Below are 4,372 nucleotides of genomic sequence, written 5' to 3'. Positions count from 1 at the left end.
GCGCGAAGTGGGACTCGGCTAATCGAGAAGAGCGCACAGACGCGCCCTGAAGCAAGGCACGGCCGGCTTGGGGCGCCGGGGATCAAAGATGGAAGCGTTGTTGCCTTACTACGAGCGCGAACTGGCGTTTTTGCGCCGGTATTCGCGCGATTTTGCCGACCGATACCCGAAGATCGCGGCGCGACTGGCTCAAACCGGCGAGCAGGGGGACGACCCGCACGTCGAACGCATGATCGAAGCGTTCGCGCTGCTGACGGCCCGCGTCAACAAAAAGCTCGACGACGATCGCCCCGAACTGACCGAAGCACTGCTCGAAGTGCTGTATCCGCACTATTTGCGGCCGTTTCCCTCTTGTTCCATCGCGCAATTCAACTTGCCTGCCGAAGCGGTGCCGACGCAGCCGAGCGTGATCGCGCGCGGTACCCCGCTGCTCTCGCGCGAAATCCGTGGCGTGCCCTGCGAGTTCCGGACGGCCTATGACGTCACGCTCGCGCCGTTGCGCTTGGTGCGTGCGCGTCATACGCCGCTGGCCGAGGTCGCCCAATCGGCCGTTACTTTGCGCGGCGATACGTCCGCGCTGCTTTCGTTCACGTTCGAAACGATGGTGCCCGAAGGCACGCTCGGTGCGCTGGATCTGTCGACGATACGGGCTTACCTGCACGGCGAGCAATCGTTCATCGCCGCGCTGACCGATTGCCTATTTGTCAAAGCGATCGGCGCTTACGTCGAAACGCCCGAGAGCCGCCTGTGGCGCCCGCTGGCGACGATACCGATCGAGCCCGCGGGCTTCGCCGAAGACGATGCGTTGATCGACTATCCCGCGAAGTCGCACCCCGCTTATCGGGTCCTCACGGAGTACTTCGCGTTCCCGGAGAAGTTCGATTTCATCGACTTCGATCTCGGCGCGATCTTGAAAATCGCGGGGCGGTGCCGGCGCGTGACGCTGCACGTCGCCCTGGGCGAAATGCGCGACGAGCCGCACATCGAACGGCTCGTCGAATCGCTGGGCGTCAATCACGTTCGCCTGTTTTGCACGCCCGTCGTCAACTTGTTCGCGCGACGCGGCGAGCCGATCCACGTGAGCCACGAAGCGGTGGCCTACCCGGTCGTGGCCGATGCGCGCCATGCGGGCGATTACGAGGTGTACTCGATCGACGACGTGCGCCGCGTCGAGACCCGGGCCGACGGGCAAACGATCACCGAGTTTCGGCCGTTCTACGCGCTCCATCACGACGAAGCGGCGCGCGTGGGGCGCTACTGGTTCGCGCGCCGCAACGATTGGGTTGCCGAAAACAGCCCCGGCTACGAGACCGAGATTTCGATCGTCGACGCCGACTTCTCGCCGCTCGAAGCACGTACCGATACGCTGAGCCTATCGCTCACCTGCACGAATCGCGATTTGCCCGCGCGCCTCGCGATCGGGCTCGAAGGCGGCGATCTATTCGCGCAGCCCGAGATCGGGGCCGGCACGATCGGGCTGCTGTCGCGGCCGACGCCTAGCGTGCGCGTGCCGCGCGGTGCATCGATGGGCTGGCGGCTCGTCTCGCATCTGTCGCTCAATCACCTCTCGCTGGCGGCGCAGGGCCTCGCGCCGCTCAAAGAGCTGTTGGCGCTTTACGACGCACGGCGCACGGCGGTTTCGGCGCGGCATATTGCCGGCATCGTCGGCATCGAGCAACGGCCGGCCGTGCATTGGCTGCCGGGACGGCCTTATGCGACCTTCGTGCGCGGCGTGGAGATTCGCTTGACGTTCGACGAAGCACACTATGTCGGTACGAGCCTCGCGACGTTCGTGCGCGTGCTCGACACCTTCTTCGGCCTGTTCGTCCGCTTGAACAGTTTCGTGCAACTCGTGGCCATCGCCGGCCGCACAGGCGAGGAGATCATCCGATGCAAACCGCGCAGCGCGGCATCGACGCTGGCGTAGTCGAGCGGCTGCTCGACGAGCCGTATCGGTTCGAATTTTTCCAAGCGGTTCGCATGCTCGAGACATGGGTCTCGCAGCAAGACGAGCCCGTATCCGACGAGCGTCGCGATCCCGGCATCGCGTTCCGCAACAGCCTCGCGCTGACCTTTCCGCCGAGCGAACTCGAACGCGCCGTGCCGTACGACGAAGCCGGCGACGCGCTCGCCGGAATGGACGCCGTGCGTACGGCGCTCGCGCAAAACACACTCGAGCGCGTGGAGCTGACGCCGGCGTTCTTCGGTTTGCTGGGCGGGCAGGGTGCGTTGCCGCTGCACTACACGGAGCAATTGATCGCGCGCGCGCAATTGCAGCGCGATCACGCGGCCAGGGAATTTTTCGACGTTTTCTCGAGCCGGGCCACGTCGCTCTTTTACGGGGCGTGGAAGAAGTACCGGCTGCCGTTTCACTACGAACTCGATCGCGACGAGCGCTACCTGCCGCTCCTGCTGTCGCTCGCGGGTACGCCCGACGCGCAAACGCGCGCGCATTTGCAAGAAGGGCCCGGGGCGGTGATCGACGAGGCGATCGCGGGCTATGCGGTGGCCGCGCGGCATCGGCCGATGTCGTCCTCCTATCTCCAGCGGGTGCTGTCCGATTATTTTCGTGTGCGGGTGCGGGTCGATCAGTTTTCGGGCAAGTGGTACGCGGTGCCGCAAGAACGGCTGACGGTCGTGGGCCAACTCAATGCGACGCTCGGCGCCACGGCGCTCGCGGGCGAGCGCGTGTGGCAGCGCGACATGCGCGTGCGCATCGTCGTCGGGCCGCTGCGCAAGCGCGATTACGAAGCGTTTCTGCCCGACGAGTCGTACGCGATTGCGCTCGAACGCATGCTCGCGCTGCTCGCCGGCATCACCATCGAATACGAAGTATCGCTTGTCCTTGCGCGCGACGAAGTGGGGATGAGCCAGCTTGGCCAGGGCGCGCGGCTCGGCTACGACGCCTTCCTCTGCACGCGGCCGGCCGAGCGCGACCGCGACGACGCGCGTTACGAACTAAACGTCATCCATTGACCCGACAAACGAAAAAAAGCGACATCGATCCGACATGAGTACACCTCTGAAGACCCTCATCGCCAAGCTCGACACGCTGTGCCTGAATGCAGCGACGCGCTCCGCGAGCCTTTGTCTCGCGCGCGGCCACTACGAAGTCGATCTCGAGCATTTGCTGCTCGCGCTGATCGAGGAGAGCGGGAGCGACCTGTCGGTCGTGCTGCGCGCAAGCGGGCTCAGTCCCGAAGTGCTGCGCACCGATCTCGAACGCGAACTCGAACGGTTCAAGACGGGCAACACGCGCACGCCCGTGTTTTCTCAGCATTTGATCTCGCTGTTCGAGCAAGCATGGCTCATTGCCTCGCTCGATTCGCACGCGGCCCGCATCCGCTCGGGGCATTTGCTGCTCGCGCTGCTGACCTCGCCCGAGCTGGCGCAGTTCGCCGAACGGATGTCGCCGGTCCTGACGAAGGTGCCGGTCGAACAGCTCAAGCATCGATTCGACGAAGCGACGGCGGGCTCGCGCGAGGCCGTCCATGTAGCCGACGGGGCGGCTAAGGGTGACGTGCATGGCGGCGATGGCGGCATCGATCCGACGTTGCCGGCCTCGCCGTCGAAAACGCCCGCACTCGATACCTATACGACGAACCTGACGCAGCGTGCGCGCGACGGCGAGATCGATCCCGTGATCGGCCGCGAAGCCGAAATTCGGCAGACGATCGATATCCTCATGCGCCGCCGGCAGAACAATCCGATCTTGACGGGCGAGGCTGGGGTGGGCAAGACGGCTGTCGTCGAAGGGTTGGCGCTGCGCATCGCGGCGGCCGACGTGCCGGCACCGCTCATCGGCGTGGCATTGCACGTGCTCGATATGGGGCTGTTGCAAGCCGGGGCGAGCGTGAAGGGCGAGTTCGAAAATCGCCTAAAGAACGTCATCGACGAAGTCAAGAAGAGTGCGACGCCGATCATCCTGTTCATCGACGAAGCGCATACGATCATCGGCGCGGGCGGCCAAGCCGGCCAAAACGATGCGGCCAATCTGCTGAAGCCGGCGCTCGCGCGCGGCGAGCTGCGCACGATCGCCGCAACGACGTGGGCCGAATATCGCAAGTACTTCGAAAAGGATGTCGCCCTCGCGCGGCGTTTCCAAGTGGTGAAGGTCGAGGAGCCGAGCGAGGCGCTGGCGTGCGCGATGGTGCGTGGGCTTGCGCCGCGCATGGAGGCACATTTCGGTGTGCGCATATTCGACGAGGCGATCACCGAGGCCGTGCGCTTGTCGCACCGGTACATCACGGGACGGCAACTGCCCGACAAGGCGATCGGCGTGCTCGATACCGCCTGCGCGAAAGTGGCATTGGCGCAGGGCGCGACGCCGGCCGTGATCGACGATACGCGCAAGCGGATCGAACGCATCGAT

Annotated in this window: 3 protein-coding genes; all 3 read left to right on the top strand. The window is 65.0% G+C overall.

Going from position 1 to position 4,372, the window contains the following annotated elements:
• Positions 1 to 88: 88 nt before the first annotated feature.
• The gene (tssF, locus tag ACTHN9_RS04370) at positions 89 to 1,927 is read left to right on the top strand and encodes a type VI secretion system baseplate subunit TssF (RefSeq protein WP_440535526.1); all 1,839 of its coding nucleotides are present in this window, start codon (positions 89 to 91) and stop codon (positions 1,925 to 1,927) included.
• Positions 1,891 to 2,976, top strand: a complete 1,086-nt coding sequence (tssG, locus tag ACTHN9_RS04365; RefSeq protein WP_440535525.1) for a type VI secretion system baseplate subunit TssG — start codon at positions 1,891 to 1,893, stop codon at positions 2,974 to 2,976. Before tssF ends, tssG begins: the two co-directional genes overlap by 37 nt.
• A 34-nt stretch (positions 2,977 to 3,010) precedes the next feature.
• On the top strand, positions 3,011 to 4,372 hold a 1,362-nt coding region (locus ACTHN9_RS04360), incomplete at its 3' end, for a Clp protease N-terminal domain-containing protein (RefSeq protein ID WP_440535524.1).

Origin of the sequence: Trinickia sp., assembly GCF_051953405.1 — a bacterium.
GTDB lineage: Bacteria > Pseudomonadota > Gammaproteobacteria > Burkholderiales > Burkholderiaceae > Trinickia.
This window is presented reverse-complemented; position numbering and strand designations above follow the sequence as displayed.

Coding starts and splice junctions, on each gene's coding strand:
- tssF (WP_440535526.1), top strand. CDS start 89: ATGGAAGCGTTGTTGCCTTACTACGAGCGCGAACTGGCGTTTTTGCGC.
- tssG (WP_440535525.1), top strand. CDS start 1,891: ATGCAAACCGCGCAGCGCGGCATCGACGCTGGCGTAGTCGAGCGGCTG.